This is a genomic window from Azospirillum sp. VT-I1 (genome assembly GCF_055698305.1).
The window spans coordinates 329,276-349,045 of sequence record NZ_CP168807.1 but is presented as its reverse complement, the minus strand read 5'-3'; the positions used below and the strand labels follow the sequence as shown (position 1 = coordinate 349,045).

Here is a 19,770-nt window from a genome sequence, read left to right as displayed (position 1 = left end):
CTTCCATTGCCCAGTGCATGACATCGCGCTCGTGCCGGGGTGTCCCGTGTGCCGGCATCCTGTGCTCGTGTTTTCGGGACCTCCGGCGACGGCCCGCCTCCACTGCACCCTCTGCCGCACCCGGCTGGGAACCCGGTCGGCGGAATCATCAGATCGGCTTGACGACCCGGGCCGCTGGCCCGCAGCTAATCGGCGGCAGGGTCCAGACCCACAAGCGACAAGCGAACCACCGTTCCGGGCGTTCATGAACGCTGCCATACGGTCGTTGGCTTGGATGCCAACGGAGGATGCCTGGTCGAGGACCGGGTGCCCTGCTGCGGTCCGAGCAATGCTGGTCGGCCTCTTGGACGTGCTCGAAATGTCCCCCCGGTTCAACAGCGGGCCGGCGCATCGGACGATGTTGGCCGACAATATCCGTCTGCCTTGGGCGCGGATGGCGATTCCCGCTTGGCTGAATCCCGGCTCTCTCATCGCCGACTTCAGCACGCTTCCAGGCCCGGTGCGCTTCGATCTTCTGGTGACGGTCTATGCGATGCTCAGCGGAGCCGAACGGCTGATTTCGTTTCGGCAATGGTCTCCTCACTGGGAGGATTGGCGCGTCTATTGCCTGGGCGACCCCATCGCCCAACTGTTGTGTGCCGCAGACCCCGAGGCGCATATCGCGGTTCTTGAACGGTCGAAAAGCTGGGCACCACCCCTCGCTCAAAGATTCGCAGCAGCCTACGCTTCCATGCAAGGCGCAGAAGATGAGCGTCGACGGGCGGAAGAGCGGCACCGGGACCGAGGGGCTCTCATTCCTATTACGGAAGCATCACTGCCTGATCGCTATTTCTTCCTTCGCGATGCCAAAGGGCTCAGCGATTACGACATGTTTACGGTGGACGACCTGCTGGTGCTGGATTATCCGCCCAAAACGTACAAAAGCAGAACCAACACCGACGCGGAGCTGACAAGCGCCGTTACGGCAAAACCTCCAGCACATAAGCGACCGGAACACGACACGCCGCAGCGATCACCGCCGGTTCCCGCTGCGGTTCCGCCGCCAGTTACGCTTCCGGACATCAAGCCCGCGGCCCCAATACCGGAACCGGTCCCTATCACGCTGTCACCTGACCTGTTCCTGGCGGCCGCCCATGCCGCCATTGCCATGAAAGGCCCATCCCGGGCCGAGTGGGCAGATTCCAAGTCCCGACGGCAAGCATGGTTCCGGATGATGAAGGAGGCGGCTTCCCAGCTGAAAAGGCTAAAAAAGGAGCGGTACCCTGCCCCAGCACCCAACTCGCAGGCGCCGGGTGACGATCTCGGCACTTAGGACCCATAGGTCAACCTGCCAGTACCTTGATGATCTGGAGAAAAGCCAACTGCCGGCACTCGGTCCACGCCCAGCACCCGGGAAGCGCGGTATCCCCAAAAACACTCCGGTGCTGTCGCCGCCGGCAGCCAGACATGAGCCGCCTCGCCGATCTGGGTAGGCAGGATGTCAACGATGACGCCGAGCAGGCCGCCGCGCTTGATGGCTCCGACGATCAGATCCACCTGCGCCGGCCGGTCGCCGTCGGGGACGCTGTCCGCTTGGAAATGCGACGATGTCTGCGGTGAGAGGGCTTGCCGTAGCGTCGCCGTTCTGCCACTTGCGGCGCGATCGAAGTGCCGATGATAACCGGGCTGCTCCTCTCACCAGTTGAAGTCGGGCCCGCTTACATCGAAGGTGAAGCGGCTCGCGAACACGGCGTCGTAGGATCGCTGCAGGTAGCAGAGGCCCGCCAGGATTCGTCTGAAGACGATCCTGTTCTCCTCCAGATACAGAGGGATGGCGTTCCGTGACCAGTCGTCGGGACGGAATGCGCCGGTTCTGTAGAAATCCGCGAAGTCCTCAAGATCGCTTTCCGTCCAATCGAAGCCGTTCGAGCAGAGGACCAGCCGCACCGGCCCATCGTCCTCCGGCTGCAGCAGCGCAGCCCTCTGTTCGACATCGGCGGTCCTGCTAAGAAACCCCCAACGGGCCTTGACGGCTTGCCCGGCAATGACCGCACCCGCGAGTTCCCGTTGGACGATCAGCCTGGCGTTCCCCGGAAAGTCGGCCGCCAGCCGCTCGAAGCGTTGCCAGGAGGCATCGCCGTCGTCCCAGCTTGGCCGGATGCTCTTCACCTCGAACCACGCCCGTCTCCCGTCATTGGACCGGACAAGGAAATCGATCCGTTTCTTGGTCCCCGCCAACGGCGGCTCATAGTGCAGGGTGGCGCGAGCCTCCATCCGATCCAGGAGCGACGCCGCGGTGGCCATCTCGTTCACGTCCTCGATGAGCGCGCGGATGTAGTCCCGGTTTTCGGGCGCCGTTCCCAACAGCGCCGCTAGGCGCCGGACCTTCCCAATAAGCGCGTCGGCGTTCACAAAGCGCTGGTCATCCACGAGGCGCGGAACGAGCTGCGCCTCAATCCGATCGATCCATTCCATCCGGCTCGCTGGCCAATCGATCACGATCGTCGCTGGGTCGAGGCCGACGCCGTCGGAGTGGTCACGGTCATCATCTGCCATGACTTCCCCTCCTGGATGTTTTATCGAGCGAACTCAACGCTCACCTTCCAATGTGAGGGAAGAATATGGCATGGGCGTTGGTCGCCCTGTTGAGCGTTCAGCCAAGCTTGCGCCGCGCCAAACTCTCCATCTCCTTGGCCCATCCGCTGTAGTTGCGATGATAGTCGCGCAACGCTGGATCGCCCTTCGTCCGCTCCGCCATCGCCTGGAACAGCGGGGCCTGGGCGGCGGCAATCTCCGCGGCGTCCGGCCGGCGGGTGGCAGTGAGGAAAGAGGACAGGCTGGTGACCAGATTGCCGCCGGTCGGCTTGGCCGCCAGCTTCGCCAACTCGTCGACGATCCACGGCATGTATTTCAGCATGTAATCGGCATAGCGCTGGATCGCCGGCGTCTGGTCGATCAGGTTGTCCCGCTCGCGGTCGAAATCGGCACGGTCGAGGATCGCATGATCGCTGTAGACGACCGGCGCCGCCACCGAGGTGTCGCATTGCCAGCCCTTGCGCGGGATCAGCAGGTCGGCCTGATCCTTCTCCTCGCGGTAGGGGTAGAAGGGCATGGTGCGGCAGCGCGACGGCTTGGTCTCATGGATGCCGCACAGCCCGTCATCTCTCAGCTCCGGACAGGGATAGGCGGTCGGCAGATACGCGGTCGGCACGATCAGCACCGCCACCGTCTTCCGGTTGGGTAGGCGTACCGTGGCACCCAGCCGGGTCGCCAGCTCGTAGGAACGGGCATTGGAGCGCACCGGCGTCCACACCATGGCCAGCGGGAAGCGGCCGGCATGGGCGACGGCGTCCGTCAGCGTCAGCGGCAGCCAGCCGTGACAGCACTTGCCGCAGGCGGTGCAGGAGAAGCGCGGTTCCATGGCGGCGTCCGTCCGCTCACTTGCCGCAGCAGGCTTTGTATTTCTTGCCCGACCCGCAGGGGCAGGGCTCGTTGCGCCCGACCTTAACCACGCGGCGCGGCTCGCCCTTCGGGTTGACCTCGCCGCTGACATAGAACCAGTGTCCGTCCTCCCGGCGGAAGCTGGCGCGTTCGTGGTGGCGCATGTCGTTGCCGTCCCGGCGGAAATGGATCAGGAACTCGACCATCCCATTGTCGCCTTCCTCGCTGGCACGCAGGATGTCGAGCCGCTGCCATTCCGACTCATCGGCGACCCGCTCGGCCTCGCCGCGGTTGAAGTCCTCCCGGATTTCCGGAGCGTGGGTGCGTTCGACATGGTCGAGGTCGTGGCGGACGAAGGCGGTATAACGGGAGCGCATCAGCGCCTCGGCGGTCGCTGCCGGTTCCCCGGCCAGAATGGGTCCACAGCACTCTTCGAATGAACGGTTCGAGCCGCAGGGGCAGGAGGTCATGGGAAATCCTTCGGATTTGAAGTCGTTTCGATCTGGTACGGGACGACGTCCGGGATGGCAACGCGCACGTCCATCCCAGCCATCCGGCGGCGCCTTTCCGATGGAAAAGCCGCTGCATCACTATCCTGGCGCGCCCGGACCGGCCAGAAGGCGCTCGACCTTCCGGACCGCCGCCTCTGCCTCTTCATGGATGTCCAGCGTCGAGCGCAGGCGCCCAGACGAGTCGAGCAGCAGGATCGTCGCGCTGTGGTCCATGGTGTAGCCGCCGCCGTCCTGCGGCACCTTCCGGGAAAAGATGCCGAGGCTCTTCAGGGCCGCCGCCATCTGATCGGGCGCGCCGGTGACGCCATGGATGCGGGGGTCGAACAGGTCGGTGTAGTCGGCCATGACGGCGGGGGTGTCCCGTTCCGGATCGACGGTCAGGAACAGAGGCCGGATCGCCTCTCCCCGCGGCCCAAGCGACCGGAGCAGGTTCGCCACGTAGGACAGGGAGGTCGGGCAGACATCGGGACATTGGGTGAAACCGAACACCATCACCGTTGGCCGTCCCGGCAGATCGGCGGGCGTGAAGGGTTGATTCCGCTCGTCCAGCAGCTGCCATCGGCTGCCCTCAGCCAGCGGGCGGCCGGGGTCCGGCCGTGTGGCAGGGACCGGACCGCCGGGCGAAGCCCGCCAGAGCAGCACAGAGCCCGCGACGAGCGCCACGCCCACCGCCGACCACAGAATGAGACGAAGGTGGCGCAGCGTCATCCGGCGGTCACTCCGGCCCCATGGCGCCGGCCCGGCCGACCGTCACCGGCACCGCGAGCGTTCCCGCCCGTTCGAAGGTCACGGTCAGCGGAAAGGACTGGCCCGGCTTCAGCCCGCCCTTCAAATCCATCAGCATGATGTGCGTACCACCCGGCTTCATCTCCAGGGCACCGCCGGCGGGGATGCTCAGCGGACCGGTTTCGGCCATGCGCAGCACGTCGCCATCCTGCTTGGTTTCATGAGGCGTGGCGTGCCCGGCGACCGGAGCCTCCAGAGCGACGATACGGTCGGGCTGGGCACCGCCGTTGCGGATCGTCAGATAGACCGCCCCGGTCTGGGCCGAGGGAATGGTCGCGCGCGCCCAGGCCTGCTCGATCGACAGGTCTCCGGCACGGACGGTTTCGGCGGTGGCCGGCAGGGCACAGGCGGCGAGGAGGACGGCGCCTGCCGTCAGAATCGATTTCACGGTCAATGCTCCTTGGGGATGAAATGGACTGTCTGGCGTCACGCCGCCTGGCCGGCGGCCGGGAGAGGCCCGATCTTCGGCCGGCGCAGCAGCCGGAGAGCGTTCAGGGTGACGATGACCGTCGCCCCGGTGTCGGCGAGAATGGCCAGCCAGAGGTCGGTCACGCCGATCAGGGTGGTCACGAGGAAGATCGCCTTGAGGCCAAGGGCGAAGGCGACATTCTGGCGGATGTTGGTAACCGTGGCCCGCGACAGCGCGACGAGTTCGGCCATGCCGGCCACCCGGTTGCCCAGCAGCGCCGCGTCGGCCGTCTCCAGCGCAACGTCGGTGCCGCCACCCATGGCAATGCCGATATCGGCGGCGGCGAGCGCCGGCCCATCGTTGATTCCATCCCCCACCATTGCGGTCGGCGCCGCCGCCTTCAGGGCGGCGATCTCCCGCAGCTTGTCTTCGGGCAGCAGGTCGGCCTTCACCGCGATGCCGAGGCTGCGGCCGATGGCCTGCCCGGTGCGGGCGTTGTCGCCGGTGAGCATCACGCTCTCCACCCCGAGGCGCCGAAGCGCCGCGATGCCGGCGGCGGCATCGGCTCTGGGCTCGTCACGCAGCGCGATCAGCCCGACCGGCCGGTCGCCGGCAATGACCACCACCACCGTCTTGCCCGCATCCTCCAGTGCTGCGATGCGCTCGACCGGCAGGCTGTCCACCCCGCAGCGCTCGGTGGCGTGGCGGGGTGAGCCGACCTCGACCGGTGTTCCGCCGACCACGGCCCGTGCCGCCTTGCCCGGGATGGCCTTCTGGTCGCGGGACGGGCGCAACGGCACGCCGTCGGCGGCGGCGCGCTCCAGGATGGCGCGGGCGAGCGGGTGGCTGGAGCCGTTCTCCACCGCCGCGGCGAGGCCAAGCACCGAGCGCTCGGTGCCGGACAGGGCGACGAGGTCGGTCACCTGCGGCCGCCCCCAGGTGAGCGTCCCTGTCTTGTCGAAGGCGATGGTGCGGGCGCGGCCGATCGCCTCAAGGGCTGCTCCGCCCTTGATCAGCAGTCCCTGGCGCGCCCCGGCCGCAATGCCCGAGGTGATCGCGGCGGGCGTCGAGAGCACCAGGGCGCACGGGCAGCCGACCAGAAGCAGGGCCAGTCCGCGATAGATCCAGACGTGCCATTCCGCCCCGGCTGCGAGCGGCGGCACCAGGATGGCGAGGATCGCCGCGAGGATGACGAAGGGGGTGTAGCGCGCGCTGAACCGCTCGATGAAGCGGGCGGTCGGTGCCTTGCTGGACTGCGCCTCCTCGACGAGGTGAATGATGCGGGCGATGGTGTTGTCGGCGGCGGCGCGCGTCACCCGCACCCGCAAGGCGCCGGTGGTGTTGATGCCGCCGGCGAAGACCGGGATCCGGCCCGCTTGGGCACGGGAACCGATTCACCAGTTACCGCCGACTCGTCCGCGTCCGATTCGCCCTCGGCGACCTCGCCATCGGCCGGAACGCGGTCGCCGGGACGGACGAGGACCAACTGCCCGACCTCGAGCCGTTCCGCCGGGATCTCGCGCGCCACCTCGCCGTCGAGCAGGAGCGCGGTTCGGGGGATCAGCGCGGTCAGCGCCTTGATGCCCGAGCGCGCCCGTCCGGCAGCGATGCCCTCCAGCAATTCGCCGACGGAAAACAGCAGCACGACGATGGCAGCTTCGGCGGTCTCGTCGATGGCGAGCGCGCCGGCCGTGGCGACCGACATCAGCATTTCGATGCTAAAGGGCGAGCCCAGCCGGGCGAGCGTGACGGCTCGCCGGCCGAACACCGCCAGCCCGACCAGCGCCGCCGGAACCAGGGCGTAATCCTCAACGGCGGGGATCAGCCAGAGCCCGGCATAGCCGGTGGCGACGAGCAGGGCGATGCCACCGGTCAGCCGTGCCTTCGGCATGCTCCACCAGGACGGCTCCGCCGCCGGACCGGCAGCGGTCTCGACCGCCCCGTCGCCGGACACCACGCGGACTTCCCCCATGGCGTCGATGCCGAACCCCAGGCTGCGGACCGTAGTCTCCAGCGCGGCCTTCGGCGTGGCCGCTTCGTCCAGTTTCAGCTTGAGCAGGCCGGAGTGGTAGGAGACGGAGATGTCGCTGACACCGGACAACCGCCGCAGGGCGGTTTCGATCTTAGTGACGCAACTTGGACAGTCCATGCCATCCACCCGGTAGCGCAGACTCTGCCTGCCGGAGCTGTTCACCGCATCCATGGCCGTGCCGTCCTGCATCATCCACTCCACCCTTGCCGATCCGGTTCTGGCACGCCGCCGTCGTCGACCATGCATCCTCCAGCCACTGGAGGATCAAGGCAGAATTGCCGGAAGCTCCGGAATTTTCCTGCTCCGACCGTCAGGGTGCCGGCAGCAGGGGCGTCACGGCCTTCTTGAAGTCCTCGAACGGCAGAACCCCTTTGTAGGTCTTGCCGCCGATCACGAAGGACGGCGTGGAATTTACGCCGTGGAGCCGTTCGCCGTCCAAGCGGGATTGCAGGATCGCATCCTGAAGTGCCTGGTCGTTGCGGCAGGCGTCATAAGCGGTGCGGGACAGGCCGGCGAGCGCGCCGAGACGGGCGAGGACCTCCACCGGATCCTTGGCGTGCGACCAGTCGTCCTGCTTGGCGAACAGCACCGAGAGCAGCGGGAAATAACGCTCCGGTGTCACGCAGCGGGCCAGGGTCGCGGCCTCCACACCGCTCCGGTCGAGTGGAAAATCGCGATAGACGATGCGGATTTTGCCGGTATCGACCAGTTCCTGCTTCACCTGCGGCAACACCGTGTTGTGGAAGGTGGCGCAGTGATGGCAGGTGAGCGAGGCATACTCGATCACCTCGACCGGAGCCTGGGGATCGCCCAGCACGCGCGGCATGGTGGCCGTGGCCGGAACGGCAGCGGTGACGGCGGTGGGCGTCTGCGCCGGAACGGCGCCGGCCACCAGCCAGGCGGCGAGCGGCGCGGCGAACAGAACGGCGGCACGAAGGGTGCGGCTTGCGAACATGACGATGGAACATCCGATGGCGTGGGGAGGCGACGGGACGCAGCCTGTGCGGCGCCCGAAGCCTTCCGGATTGCAAGGCGAGGCCGGTTGGCGGGCTTTCAAGGAAAGCCGTTCCATAGGGCAGCGGACCGGCGGACGGACTTGCCCGCCGGGATGCGCTCAGACAGCCATGGATGCGATTGGAGGTCGCTGGTCGGGAGCCAAATTCCGTCCCGCTGCGAGGATTGGCGAAACAGGACGGTACCGCTCAGCCACCCGGGCGGGGAATGCCACCCCAGCCGGTGAAACCGGGAGGACGACACAGCCGCCACCATGCAGGCAGGTCACAGCTGGGAGATTTTCCGCGTCGGCCTCGCCCCCGCTGCCGGAATCGCAGCCATCCGGCAGGCAGGCCGTCCAGGGCAGCGCGACCGTTCCTGCGCTTCTCTCCGGCCACCCTTGGCCCGCAACGGCCTGCACCGCACCGAGCACGAAGCTCAGCAGCAGCAGGACGGGCATGAGGCGGCGCAGGCGGATCATGCCGGGATGGTAGCGCGTCCGGAGATGCATCAACAACCGCAAAGGACACCGGCGGGCCGCCCGCCCCCGGCGGAGCGGCGCACGAAGATAGCTCTTGCTTCTCCAGCGGCTGGAGCATGCACGGTCGGGAGCTTTAGCAGAGGCGGAGAGCGGAAGATCATGGCGGCGGAGGCAATCCTGCACTTCAGGGGCACGCAGGGGACCTCTCGATGAGGCGATGGAAGGCGGCCCTGGCGCGCCTTGCCCGGCACCCCGCGGTCGCGGTGCCGGCCGGCGGTATGCTGGGCGCGCTGACCGTCCTGGCTCTGCCGCCCTTCTCGCTCCCTCCCTTTCTCGTGCTGGGACTCGGCGGTCACTTCCTGCTGCTCCAGGGCGCCTCCCCGCGTCTGGCCGGATTGATCGGCTGGAGCTTCGGCCTGGGCTTCTTCGTCGCCGGAACGCATTGGATCGCCGAGAGCTTCTACGTCGAGGCCGACCGCTTTGGCTGGATGGCCGTTCCCGCGGTCGGAGGACTGAGCGCGTTCCTCGCCCTGTTCCTCGCCGCCCCGGCCTGGGCCTTTGCCCGGCTGCGCATCGGCGGCATGGCGGGCGCCCTGGTCTTTGCTCTGCTCTGGATGGCCTCGGAGTGGGTACGCGGTCACGCGCTGACCGGCTTTCCCTGGAACCTGATCGGCTATGCCTGGGTCGATCATCCCGGCGCCCGGCAGATCGCCGCCCTGGTCGGCAGCTATGGCCTGGGTCTGCTGACGGTTCTTGCCGCGGTTCTGCTGCCCCTGTCGCTGCTGGCATGGTCACGACGGGAGCGCCGCCGGGCGCGCATGGGGGCGATCCTTGCGCTGCTGCTGTTGGGCGGAGGTTCCCTGCGCCTGCCGGCGACCGATGGCGGCGAGGGGTCAGGGCCCGTGTTGCGGATCGTCCAGGGGAATGTCCCGCAGGCCCGCAAATGGCGGCCCGAGGAGCGGGCCGCGACGGTCGAGCGGTATCTCGACCTGTCATTCCGCCCGGGACGCTACGATCTTCTCCTCTGGCCGGAAACTGCCTATCCGGGCTTCCTGGACGAAGCCCGCGACGTCCTGGCCCGCATCGCCTCCCGGCTGCCGCCCGACGCGCAACTTCTGGCCGGAACGCCGCGCCGCACGCTGGAGGCGGCTGGACCGGCATTCTGGAATGCGGTTGTCGGGGTGGACGGGGCCGGCGCCATCGTCGCGGCCTACGCCAAGCATCATCTGGTCCCGTTCGGCGAATATGTTCCTTTGCGGCACATCCTGCCCTTCGACCGCTTCACCGCCGGTTTCGGTGAATTCTCCGCCGGACCGGGTCCGCGGACCCTGACGGTCGGCAAAACAGCGGTGGGGATCGCGATCTGCTACGAAGCCATTTTCCCAGGTGAGGTGGTCGAGCGCGACCGGCGGCCGGACTGGATCTTCAACCCCACCAACGACGCCTGGTTCGGGATGTCGATCGGTCCGCACCAGCATCTCGCCTCGGCCCGCATGCGGGCGGTCGAGGAAGGGGTGCCGATGGTGCGCGCCGCGAACACCGGCATATCGGCGATCATCGACGGCTACGGCACCGTTCGCGCCAGCCTGCCGCTGGGCGAGACCGGCGTCATCGACGCGCCGCTGCCGCCGGCACTGCCGCCGACCCTCTACGGCCGTTATGGCGACCTCCTTCTGGTGCCGCTCGCTGGAGCCATCTTGGTCCTGGCTGTTCTGCTCGGCGGTGGGAAACACGTGTCGAACAGGACAGCAGGGTCTCGGGCTGGCTCATACCGGCCCGGCACCCGTTCGGACCGGTAAATCGAAAAGCCGGCCGAAGACTGATCCATGACGGCCGCCATGCGTTCGCTGGGAGCCATCATCGCAACCTTCGCCAGCCCCATGCCCGCCATGCCCATCCCGATGTCCGGCCTGGTGATCCGCAGGGCCGGACACGGGACGGAAGGACTCGTCGCCGTGAGGCCGCGCCGGGCATGCGGGCGCGGACGGCACGGCTCCCCACGGGCTGCCCGGACCCTGGGGAAGGAAGCGGCCGGCAGCCTGCGGAGCTCCAGCCGGTTCGGGATCAAGGGCGCCGCCCGCCGAGGGGGATGGCGACTGCATCGCATAGCGGGCGCTGCGCTCGATGATCGTGTCGAGTTCTCCACGGTCGAGCCACACGCCGCGGCATTTTGGGCAATAGTCGATCTCGACACCCTGCCGTTCCGACATGACGAGCGTGATCCGGCAGTTGGGGCAGGACAGCCCGTCCCCCGTCGTCGCAACCTGGTTCCCCAATCGGCACTCCTGCTGTCAAAGGAAGACGCGAAGCGAGCGTTCATCGGGTTGAAGGCGGGTCAGGGGCGGACGGAGAGAAGCCGCAACGCGTTGGCCGTGACCAGCACGGTGGCCCCGGTATCGGCGAGGATGGCCGGCCACAGTCCGGTGATCCCAACCACGGTGGTGACCAGGAACACCGCCTTCAGTCCCAGGGCGAGGCCGATGTTCTGGCGGATGTTCGCCATGGTGCGACGCGACAGCGCGACCATCGCGGCCACATCACCGACCCGGGCATGCAGCGCGGCGGCGTCCGCCGTCTCCAACGCCACGTCGGTGCCGCCGCCCATGGCGATGCCGACGTCGGCGGCGGCGAGCGCCGGGGCGTCGTTGATGCCGTCGCCGACCTTCGCCACCCGCTCGCCGCGGGCCTGCAATTCGCGGACGATGCGCTGCTTGTCCTCCGGCAGAAGCTCGGCATGCGGCTCGACACCCAGGCTCTCAGCCACCGCCTTCGCCGTGCGGGCATTGTCGCCGGTCACCATCAGCGAGCGGATGCCGGCAAGGGTCAGCGCCTCGATCCCGGCGCGCGCGTCGGGCCGCGCCTCGTCGCGCATCGCCAGCAGGCCGGACAGCCGGCCGTCGACCAGCAGGACCGACACCGTCTTGCCCTCGCCATTCAGCACGGCGACCCGCTCCGCCTGCTCGGCGGACAGCCGATCCGCGGCCGCTTGCGGTGAAACGAGCATCAGCTCGCGGCCGTTCGACCTTCCCCGTACCCCCTTTCCGGCAAGCGCGCCGATGTCGGACGCCGCGGTGACCGTCAGCCCGGCCTCTTCGGCGGCGGCGAGGATCGCCTTGGCCAGCGGGTGGCTCGACCCGGTTTCCAGCGCCGCGGCATCGGCCAGAACCTCCTCCTCGTTGCCGCCGGCGGCGACGACATCGGTGACGCGCGGCTTGCCCTCCGTCAGGGTGCCGGTCTTGTCGAACGCGACGGTGGTGATGCGGCCCAACGCCTCCAGCACGGCACCGCCCTTCATCAGCAGGCCGCGGCGCGCACCGTTGGACAGGCCGGCAGCGATAGCGGCCGGGGTGGAGATCACCAGGGCGCAGGGGCAGCCGATCAGCAGCACCGCCAGTCCCTTGTAGATCCACTCTTCCCAGGCGCCACCGCCCAGCAGCGGCGGCAGCACGGCGACGAGCGCCGCCACCACCACCACGCCCGGCGTGTACCAGCGGGAGAAGCGGTCGATGAAGCGTTCGGTCGGCGCCTTGGTCTCCTGCGCCTCCTCGACCAGCCGGACCACGCGGGCGATGGTGTTGTCGTTTGCCGTCGCGCTGACCCGCACCCGCAGGGCGCCGTCGCCGTTGATGGTTCCTGCGAAAACCTGTGCGCCCTCGCCCTTGCGCTTCGGCACGCTTTCGCCGGTCACCGGCGCCTCGTCGAGCGCGCTGTCGCCGGACAGGATCACGCCGTCCGCCGCCACCCGGTCGCCTGGCCGCACCAGGATCACGCTCCCCACCGCCAGCGACGATGCCGGCACAGTCTCGGTCCTCCCATCGCGTTCGAGCAGGGCGGTGTCCGGGACAAGCGAGATGAGCCCCTGGATGCTGGCCCTGGCCCGGCCAGCCGCGACGCCTTCCAGCAGTTCACCGACCAGGAACAGGAACACCACCGCCGTGGCCTCTTCCACCGCGCCGATGACCACGGCACCGATGGCGGCCACCGTCATCAGCATCTCGATGGAAAAGGGCGTGCCGACGCGTGCCGCGGCGAAGGCCCGCCGGGCGATCGGAACCAGCCCGACCGCCATCGCCAGCAGGAAGGCCCAGCTTTCCATCGACGGGACCAGCCTGCCCACGAGATAGGCGAGACCGAGCGCCAGCCCCGAGGCGAGCGTCAGGCGTGCCTTGGGCGTCTTCCACCAGGGACCGGAGCCGGCGTCATGGCTGTGAAGGTGCCCATGGTCATGCGCGTGGGCCTGGCCGTGCTCCTTCCCATGATCGTGTCCATGGCCATGATCATGGCTGCAACCGCCATGCTGCCCGTCGCGGTGTTCCGCTTCGGCCTTCGGCCCGCCCAGCATTTCACCCGGACCAGTCTGGAAACCGAGCGCGTTCACGGGACGGGTGATGGCGTCGCCGGTGACGGACGGGCTATGGGTGACGGTCATCGTACCGTTGGGCACCGACACCCGAACCTCGTGGATGCCGTCCACCCGCCGCAGGGCCGTTTCGATCTTGCCGGCACAGGAGCCGCAATCCATGCCGCTCACCCGGTACCGGGTCCGCTGCGTGGCAGGGGTCTCCTCGTTTTCAGTCACGCGCATCGGGCGCTCCCTTGTCGATCTGCTGACCCGACCGTACATTCTCCAGCGACTGGAGGATCAAGAGGGAAAAACGCAAGATGAAGCCTTTGACCATCGGAGAGCTGTCGGCTCAGGCCGGGGTGAAGATCCCGACCATCCGCTATTATGAATCGATTGGCCTGCTGCCCGCTCCGCTCCGAACCGACAGCAATCGGCGCACCTACGACGCGGCGGCGGTCAGCCGGCTGCGCTTCATCCGGCATGCCCGGGAACTCGGCTTCGAAGTGGACGCCATCCGCCAGCTCCTGATGCTGGCCGACGATCCGGCGCATCCGTGCGGTGAGGCGGATGCCTTGGCCCGTGCCCATCTGGCGGACATCGAGTCCAAGATCGCCCGTCTCCAGGCATTGCGGGCCGAAGTCCGGAACATGGTCGAGCCATGCCCGCAGGGGCAGGTCCGGACCTGCCATGTGATCGAGGTGCTCGCCGATCACAGCCACTGCCTGCACGATCACCACTGATTACCGGCATCACCGGACGCTTCGGCGTCCGGTCGCCATTCCCTGCTTGATGCTCTAGTGGCTGGAGCATTCAGAATGCCAAGGCGGCCCAAACGTTGAGAAGGAGGACTGTTCGACATGATTCATCGGCGACCGCCTGGAGGTCTTTGGATGCCCCTGTCAGCGGTGGTGCTCGTCATGATCCTGGATCAGGCGAGCAAATGGCTGATGCTGACCCACATCCTGAATCCGCCTGAGATCATCCCGATCACCTCCTTCCTCAATCTGAGGCTTGGCTTCAACCCCGGCGTCAGCTTCGGGTTCCTGGGAGGTGGAATGGCCGGTCCCTGGCTGCTGAGCGGCCTGGCCATGGCGATCGTCGCCGGCTTGTCCGTGTGGGCGGCGCGCACCGACAGCCGCACCGAGGCCGTGGCCATCGGCGCGATCATCGGTGGCGCCATCGGCAATGTGATCGACCGCGTTCGTCAGGGCGCCGTCACCGATTTTCTCGATCTTCACGCCTTTGGCTGGCATTGGCCGACCTTCAACATGGCGGACATCGGCATCACCGGCGGCGTCGGCCTGCTGCTGTTGCACGGGGTGCGGCAGGGCCGACGGGCTGCCGCTATTGACCAGGATCAACGCGAAGCGCGCATAGATGGATAGGATGGCCTCGTCTTGGTGGTTCTCGCCGAGGCCGAAGAGGGCAGGATCGTGACGCGGACTTTCGCAGCGGGATTTCGGTGGATGGCAATCGTCCTGCTGGTGCTGGCTGTCCTCACTGCCCCGTTTGCGCTCTTGTTCGCCTCGGCCCCCGCTAACGGTCTTTCCATCCCGTGCGGACCGGCGGCCGAACACTGCGGTGGAACAGGTTGCACGCCTTCCGGCTTGGCGGCAGCAGACGGAACGCTCGTCTCGCCCTCCTGCCCGGGCGGCCATGAAGCGCCGGCATCCGACGACGCCTGCACGATCTCCGGGTGCCACGCGATGCCGGTCACCCTTCCCACGGGGCGTGCTCCTCCTCCCATCATCCGGTTGCCGGTTCCCTTGGCCATCCCTGCTCTCGCCCTTCCGGCCGGCATTGCCGTCGACCCCGCGCCGAAACCTCCACGCGCCTCCCTCTGATCGCCCCGGAACCGCCGGGTTGCGCCGGGTTGCGGCCTGGTGCCGGGCCGATGCTGGTGCCGACTGTATCGATCCTCGGACTGGCGACCGTCTTTGGGCGGCCTATACCGAGTCCGAACATGAATAGAGAGTGCGGAGAGTTCCATGACATCCAGAACCATCATGGCGGCGCTGGTCAGCGCCGTTCTGACCGGAGGCGCCGCCGTCGGTGGCCTCGTCCTGTTCGGTGACCGCCCCGCGGCAGCGGCCCAGACCGTCGAAGTTTGGAAGGCGCGGAGCTGCGAGTGTTGCGTGGGTTGGGTCAAGCACATGCGTACTGCAGGGTTCGCCGTGACCGTGCACGAGGTCGAGAGTGTCGAAACGGTGAAAAGGGACAACGGCGTCCCTGAAGCCCTGGAGTCTTGTCACACCTCGCTGGTCGGTGGCTACACGATCGAGGGCCATGTTCCGGCTGGGGACGTGGAACGCCTGCTGGCCGAGCGCCCGCAAGCCAAGGGGTTGGCGGCCCCCGGTATGCCCCAGGACGCCCCCGGAATGGACGGAAAGTCAGGCCAACCCTATCAGGTCGTGCTGTTCGGCGCTCCCAACGGCAAGGTGCAGGTGTTCGCGAACCACTGAGCATGTGGCTGGCTGTAGCAAGAGCAGCGATAGAGGATCGTTCGAGCTTCGGCGCAAGGTGGCGACGCTCTTTGCTGTGGCCGCATGGAACGGGGCGGACGCTGAGGCTGCCACCGACGGCTGGATGACGCACGATACGGTGCGCGCCCAGCTGGTTTCATCGGTCGAGACAGTCATCGGTCATGGCTCCCCTTTGTGGCTGGCCAAGGGATGGAAGACATCCTGACGCTTGTCCACTGGCGCGCTTCCAGTATCGGAGCCTCGAAGACGACGGAGCAGGTGCCGGACAGGTCGGCATTGATCCTATCCGGGGGATGCTGCAGGTGAACCGCTCCGGGTTTCTCGGAGGCCATTCGGCTTGAGTCACGCCGCCAAGCCGGCGTCCTCAGTTTGAGCATAATAACGCGCTTCAGCCTCGACAGGAGGAATGTTGCCGATGGGTTCGACCCACCCCAAGGTGGCGAACTCGACGGCTTCCAGGGTGCGCCACGGTTCGCGACGCCGGATCACCTCGGTCTTATAGAGACCGTTGATGGTCTCGGCCAAGGCGTTATCGTATGAACCGCCGACGCTACCGACGGAGGGCTCGACACCAGCATCGGTCAGGCGCTCGGTGTATCGAATAGCGACATATTGCGACCCACGATCCGAGTGGTGGATGAGGCCGCTGCTTTTGGCCGGTCGGCGGTCATGAAGTGCCTGCTCCAGAGCGTCCAGCAAAAAATCAGCGTGGGCTGTGATGGACACCCGCCAGCCTACGATCCGGCGAGCGAAGGCGGCGATGACGAAGGCCACGTAGAGGAAGCCCTGCCATGTCGATACGTACATGAAATCCGCCACCCACAAGGCGTTCGGGCGGGGCACCTGGAATTGGCGGTTCACCCAGTCGGCGGGACAGGGCGCTGCCCGGTGGCTGATCGTGGTGCGGACTGTCTTGCCCCATGTCGCGCCCTTCAGGCCCAATTGGCGCATTAGCCGGGCCACTGTGCAGCGTGCCACGTCGATTCCTTCCCACAGCAACTGCCGCCAGACTTTACGTACCCCATAGACCTGGAAGTTTTCATTCCAGACCCGCCGGATAGCCACGCTCACCTCCGCGTCGCTTCGCGAGCGGGCTGGCGCCTTCTGGATCGGCCCGCCGGGCGGCATAGGCGTGGTAAGTCGACAGGGCGATCAGCAGCACTCGGCAGATCGGCTCGCCCCCATGAACGGCGCGGTGCGCGTCGATGAAGGCGATCATTTCCTGAATGGGCGGTCGAGCTCCGCCTGGGCGAAATACGCCGACGCATTGCGAAGGATTTCTTTCGCCTAGCTAAGCTCCCGCACCTCACGCTCCAGTGCCTTGATCCGTTCCTGCTCGTCCGTTGTCGGCCCCGGCCGCTTGCGCTGGTCACGCTCGGCCTGCCGGACCCAGCCCCGCAAAGTTTCCGGAGTGCAGCCGATCTTCGCCGCGATCGAACTGATCGCCGCCCCCTGCGAGGCATGTTCGCCTTCGTGCTCGAACACCATCCGAACCGCGCGCTCGCGGACTTCAGGGGGCGTACTAGGGTGATGTCTGCTTCGTCATGATGACCCCAGTCTCTTGTATCTCTTCCTTGCCCGCCAACGTGAAGCCGGCGAGGCTGTCGGCGGACGGGAGCCCGCCCATCTCTCGGGCGATCGAGCCCGTTCTTGAGCACGGTGCCCCGTCCGCCGGTTCCATCCGGAACCCGAACAGTCGCTCGGGCCGCAAGGTGAGCCCGCATTCGCAAGGACGGGTCATGGAACAACCTTCTTCGCCAAGCTTCGTCGGCATTGACGTCTCGAAGGACCGTCTCGACGTACACATTCTGCCCGCAGGGCAGGCCTTCGCCGTTGCGCGCAACGGCGAAGGCCTGGATCACCTCGTCACCGAGTTGCGCACGCGTGCCCCCACCCTGATCGTGCTGGAAGCGACGGGCGGCTTCGAAGTGACCGTCGCCGCCGTCCTGGCGGGCGCTGGTCTGCCCCTGGCCGTCGTTAATCCGCGTCAGATCCGCGATTTCGCCCGCGCCACCGGGCGGCTCGCCAAAACCGACGCGCTCGATGCCCAGATCATCGCCCTGTTCGCCGAACGCATCCGCCCCGAACCTCGCCCGATCGCCGACGCCGAGAGCCAGGTGCTGGCCGAGTTGGTGGCGCGGCGTCGGCAAGTGGTCGAGATGATCGGCATGGAAGCCAACCGCCTGCGTCAGGCCCGCAGCCCACGGGTCCGCCGCACCATCGAAGCCACCCGGAAAACCTTGGAGGCTCAACTGGTCGAGTTGGACAAGGACATTGACGACAGCGTGCGTGGCTCCCCCGTCTGGCGAGCTGCCGACGACCTGCTGACGTCAGTCCCCGGCATCGGCGGCATCACCGCGCGCACGTTGATCGCCGACCTACCTGAACTCGGCCGCCTTGACCGCCGGCGCATCGCCGCCTTGGTCGGCGTCGCGCCCGTCAACCGCGATTCTGGACAGATGCGTGGCCATAGAGCCATCGCCGGTGGCCGCACCGCTGTGCGCAACGCCCTCTACATGGCTGCGCTCTCGGCGGTCCGCTGGAACCCCGTTATCAAGGCCCATTACACCAGGATCGTGGCGGCGGGGCGTCCCAAGAAGGTCGCCCTCGTCGCTTGCATGCGCCATCTCCTCACCATCCTGAACGCCATCATCAAGACAGCCTCGCCATGGAAAACCGCTTGACCCGCAACACAGTCGCTCAAGAAATGGGGCCTCCAGGAAAGCCGGAGCGGTTCACCTCACCTGAAGGGTTGCGAGGGAAACACCATAGCGTTTCTTCCGATCGAGTGCGACCCGCTTGAGGAGTTCTTTGGTGGCTTGATGCGGTGCTGCGACGCCTCCCACGACCGGATCAGACTAGGACGCCACGCCTCCGGGCGGCCAATCCGATCAGCAGCACATACCCGAGTGCAACGGTTTGCCCAGTGAGAAAGCTGCCGGCCACGCCACCCGGCACGGCCGCGACCGAAGCGGCGGTGAGTGTCGCGAGGATGCCGCCCAAGGGGACAATGGTCAGGGCGATCCAGCGCTGCACCGGTGCCCAGATCGCCGGGATCAGGAACAACACCCATCCGGCGGCAAGAGCCCAGAGCATCGTTTCCGCACGCGCCGTGTTGGCGTTCTTCAGAACGCTCTCGACCATGGTCGCAGCATCGACGCTTCCGTTCGCCAGGAGCGCCACGTCATCCCCGTCGATGCGAAGCGGCACCAATCCGTGGCCGCTCCGGTCGACCGCAGCGATCACGCTCAAGGGGCCGTCACGCAGAGTCCGGTAGAGGAGTCGACGGTCATTGGCCGCCGGATGAGACACCGGGTCGGAATCCCGTGCATTGCCACTTGGTTGATAAGCCGCATGGGGATCGCTGTCGGCGAGCACCATACCCGCGGGCAACCGGTAATCCTCGCCCGGGCGCAAGGGCCCCAGCGCCGAGGGCGTCGCGGCCAGAAGCGGGTCCGTCAACGCCCATCCGTCGAGACGCGCGCCGGACGACGGCATGAACTGCGTCTCCTCCGGGGTCCAGCCTGCCTTCCGGCCGCCGCGGTACCGCTCCACGATCCTCTGGGTGATCAGCGTGTTTTCGAAGATGACGCCCGTGCTGCTGTCGGTGATCGGCTGCCCGGCCGCTGCGGTTCCCTGGACGTAGACGACACGCCCGGCCAGATCTGGACCAGGCTTGGCGGGGTCAAGGCTGACGAGCAGCGACCGAAGCTCGCCCACGCGGGCAACCCGCACCGCGGCGTCGGTATGGAACCAAGCGTAGGCGCTGACGAGCAGGAAACTCAGGAAGAGGAACGTCACCGACGCCATCATGAACAGAACCGTCCGCTGCCTCCAGGGTACGCTCGGCTTCGTGGATGCGACGGTGTCGGTCATAATGTGAGCTCCTGTGATCATGGCAGGTCCAGTCCCGGTGATGTCTAAGGGTGGGGAAGAGGAGAGCAGCAGGTGCGATGACGCGGCGACCGCCGCCCACGCACCCACCAATTCGGCGAATGAACGACCGCGTTGGCGGTCGGCCTCGGCGTCTTCCGTTGCGCGAACGCCTCAACGGGCACGGGCCGAACCTTACCCCGCCGAGTTGGGGCGCGACTTGACTTCAGGCAAGTAAACCATCACTCGGATCCGGCCGCAAACTCGACAAGACCATCGACATCAAGGCGCTCAACGTGCAGGCCGGGCATCGGAACCGGCCAACTTGTCGTTGGTCAAGGCACCGCGCCTCTCAGCGGGCTTTATGGTGCTGGACACAGACAATCCCGAAGCTCGTGGGTGACTCCTTCATGCAGCACAGCGGAACAGGCCGCAC

General features: G+C 67.1%; 16 protein-coding genes, 2 pseudogenes and 1 other annotated feature. Of the genes and pseudogenes, 6 read left to right on the top strand and 12 right to left on the bottom strand.

What is annotated here, in order from left to right; translation table 11 throughout:
* The first annotated feature begins 328 nt into the window (after positions 1-328).
* Positions 329-1,312 carry a hypothetical protein gene (locus AB8P05_RS32680; protein ID WP_247883843.1) on the top strand — a complete coding sequence of 328 codons (984 nt, stop codon included), beginning with the start codon at positions 329-331 and terminating at the stop codon, positions 1,310-1,312.
* Here the strand turns inward: AB8P05_RS32680 and AB8P05_RS32675 are convergent.
* The 8 genes and pseudogenes from AB8P05_RS32675 to AB8P05_RS32640 form a co-directional block, all read right to left on the bottom strand.
* On the bottom strand, positions 1,309-1,536 hold the full coding sequence (locus AB8P05_RS32675) for a hypothetical protein (RefSeq protein WP_149225179.1): 228 nt from the start codon (positions 1,534-1,536) through the stop codon (positions 1,309-1,311). The genes AB8P05_RS32680 and AB8P05_RS32675 overlap by 4 nt on opposite strands.
* Positions 1,537-1,674: 138 nt before the next feature.
* On the bottom strand, positions 1,675-2,535 hold the full coding sequence (locus tag AB8P05_RS32670; protein ID WP_149225178.1) for a hypothetical protein: 861 nt from the start codon (positions 2,533-2,535) through the stop codon (positions 1,675-1,677).
* A 97-nt stretch (positions 2,536-2,632) separates the two neighbouring features.
* Positions 2,633-3,400 (bottom strand): YkgJ family cysteine cluster protein, encoded by a 768-nt coding sequence (locus AB8P05_RS32665; RefSeq protein ID WP_149225177.1) that lies wholly within the window; start codon positions 3,398-3,400, stop codon positions 2,633-2,635.
* Positions 3,401-3,416: 16 nt separating this feature from the next.
* Positions 3,417-3,890, bottom strand: a complete 474-nt coding sequence (locus AB8P05_RS32660; RefSeq protein WP_149225176.1) for a YchJ family protein — start codon at positions 3,888-3,890, stop codon at positions 3,417-3,419.
* 120 nt (positions 3,891-4,010) lie between these two features.
* Positions 4,011-4,640, bottom strand: a complete 630-nt coding sequence (locus tag AB8P05_RS32655) for an SCO family protein (protein WP_149225175.1) — start codon at positions 4,638-4,640, stop codon at positions 4,011-4,013.
* A gap of 7 nt (positions 4,641-4,647) precedes the next feature.
* Positions 4,648-5,106, bottom strand: a complete 459-nt coding sequence (locus AB8P05_RS32650) for a copper chaperone PCu(A)C (RefSeq protein ID WP_188092413.1) — start codon at positions 5,104-5,106, stop codon at positions 4,648-4,650.
* 38 nt (positions 5,107-5,144) lie between these two features.
* Positions 5,145-7,348: pseudogene (locus AB8P05_RS32645) on the bottom strand (heavy metal translocating P-type ATPase).
* A gap of 121 nt (positions 7,349-7,469) precedes the next feature.
* Positions 7,470-8,114, bottom strand: a complete 645-nt coding sequence (locus AB8P05_RS32640; RefSeq protein WP_149225173.1) for a DsbA family protein — start codon at positions 8,112-8,114, stop codon at positions 7,470-7,472.
* A 728-nt stretch (positions 8,115-8,842) separates the two neighbouring features.
* Between AB8P05_RS32640 and lnt the strand changes: the two genes are divergently transcribed.
* Positions 8,843-10,432: an apolipoprotein N-acyltransferase gene (gene lnt / locus AB8P05_RS32635; RefSeq protein ID WP_211102954.1), complete on the top strand. Its 1,590-nt coding sequence runs from the start codon at positions 8,843-8,845 to the stop codon at positions 10,430-10,432.
* Here lnt and AB8P05_RS32630 read toward each other — a convergent pair.
* Positions 10,400-10,843 carry a TFIIB-type zinc ribbon-containing protein gene (locus AB8P05_RS32630; protein WP_149225368.1) on the bottom strand — a complete coding sequence of 148 codons (444 nt, stop codon included), beginning with the start codon at positions 10,841-10,843 and terminating at the stop codon, positions 10,400-10,402. The genes lnt and AB8P05_RS32630 overlap by 33 nt on opposite strands.
* Positions 10,844-10,968: 125 nt before the next feature.
* The gene (locus tag AB8P05_RS32625) at positions 10,969-13,218 is read right to left on the bottom strand and encodes a heavy metal translocating P-type ATPase (RefSeq protein WP_149225172.1); all 2,250 of its coding nucleotides are present in this window, start codon (positions 13,216-13,218) and stop codon (positions 10,969-10,971) included.
* 77 nt (positions 13,219-13,295) lie between these two features.
* Between AB8P05_RS32625 and AB8P05_RS32620 the strand changes: the two genes are divergently transcribed.
* The 3 genes from AB8P05_RS32620 (at position 13,296) to AB8P05_RS32610 (ending at position 15,440) form a co-directional block, all read left to right on the top strand.
* The gene (locus tag AB8P05_RS32620) at positions 13,296-13,718 is read left to right on the top strand and encodes a MerR family transcriptional regulator (RefSeq protein ID WP_098736316.1); all 423 of its coding nucleotides are present in this window, start codon (positions 13,296-13,298) and stop codon (positions 13,716-13,718) included.
* A 150-nt stretch (positions 13,719-13,868) separates the two neighbouring features.
* On the top strand, positions 13,869-14,363 hold the full coding sequence (lspA, locus tag AB8P05_RS32615; protein WP_149225171.1) for a signal peptidase II: 495 nt from the start codon (positions 13,869-13,871) through the stop codon (positions 14,361-14,363).
* Positions 14,364-14,966: 603 nt separating this feature from the next.
* The gene (locus AB8P05_RS32610) at positions 14,967-15,440 is read left to right on the top strand and encodes a DUF411 domain-containing protein (protein WP_149225170.1); all 474 of its coding nucleotides are present in this window, start codon (positions 14,967-14,969) and stop codon (positions 15,438-15,440) included.
* 363 nt (positions 15,441-15,803) lie between these two features.
* Here the strand turns inward: AB8P05_RS32610 and AB8P05_RS32605 are convergent.
* A pseudogene (locus AB8P05_RS32605) lies at positions 15,804-16,949 on the bottom strand (IS3 family transposase).
* Positions 16,606-16,722, bottom strand: a sequence feature (AL1L pseudoknot). (Overlaps the previous pseudogene by 117 nt.)
* A gap of 251 nt (positions 16,950-17,200) precedes the next feature.
* Here AB8P05_RS32605 and AB8P05_RS32600 point away from each other — a divergent pair.
* The gene (locus tag AB8P05_RS32600) at positions 17,201-18,145 is read left to right on the top strand and encodes an IS110 family RNA-guided transposase (protein WP_149225169.1); all 945 of its coding nucleotides are present in this window, start codon (positions 17,201-17,203) and stop codon (positions 18,143-18,145) included.
* Between the two features lie 169 nt (positions 18,146-18,314).
* Here the strand turns inward: AB8P05_RS32600 and AB8P05_RS32595 are convergent, their stop codons facing one another.
* Positions 18,315-19,337 (bottom strand): TMEM43 family protein, encoded by a 1,023-nt coding sequence (locus AB8P05_RS32595; RefSeq protein ID WP_188092412.1) that lies wholly within the window; start codon positions 19,335-19,337, stop codon positions 18,315-18,317.
* Positions 19,338-19,770 lie beyond the last annotated feature (433 nt).